General features: G+C 53.4%; 1 protein-coding gene. It reads right to left on the bottom strand.

Features of this window, described 5'->3' with window-relative positions; all coding sequences use genetic code 11:
* Positions 1-81: 81 nt before the first annotated feature.
* Positions 82-406, bottom strand: a 325-nt coding sequence (locus DW49_RS01000000128875; RefSeq protein WP_024421479.1) for a DUF3742 family protein, incomplete at its 5' end; no start/stop codon positions are given.

Below are 406 nucleotides of genomic sequence, written 5' to 3'. Positions count from 1 at the left end.
AACTGGATCGTGATGCGTTCTTCAATGCTGAGTTCATGATATGACATAGGTTCACCGTACCGGATTGGTCAGGTGTTGCGCTCAGTTTTTGCCGCCGCCCTCTTTGTCAGACTCGAACCAACTTTTGGTCTGCCCATAAGCATTGGATTCCGTCCCTAAAGGTAGTTCGCTGTCATCCAAATGAACAAGCTGAGAACCACGCAAAGCGCGTTCAATATCAGGGTTTGTGACGAAACCGATTGCGATTGCGATAAAGCACACAACCGCCAATACATACAGCAATCCCCACGCCACGAAGAACGCGCCAGTACCGACCACCGCCGCACGGGCACCCCACTTGACTGGTGTCACGATCAGGCCAGGCACGCCAGCTCGGCTGAGCAACAACCAGAACGCGCGCTCAACA

The sequence above is a fragment of the Pseudomonas avellanae BPIC 631 genome (assembly GCF_000444135.1).
GTDB lineage: Bacteria > Pseudomonadota > Gammaproteobacteria > Pseudomonadales > Pseudomonadaceae > Aquipseudomonas > Aquipseudomonas avellanae.
Note: the sequence above shows the minus strand (reverse complement) of the source record. Positions and strands in the feature narration are given on the sequence as shown.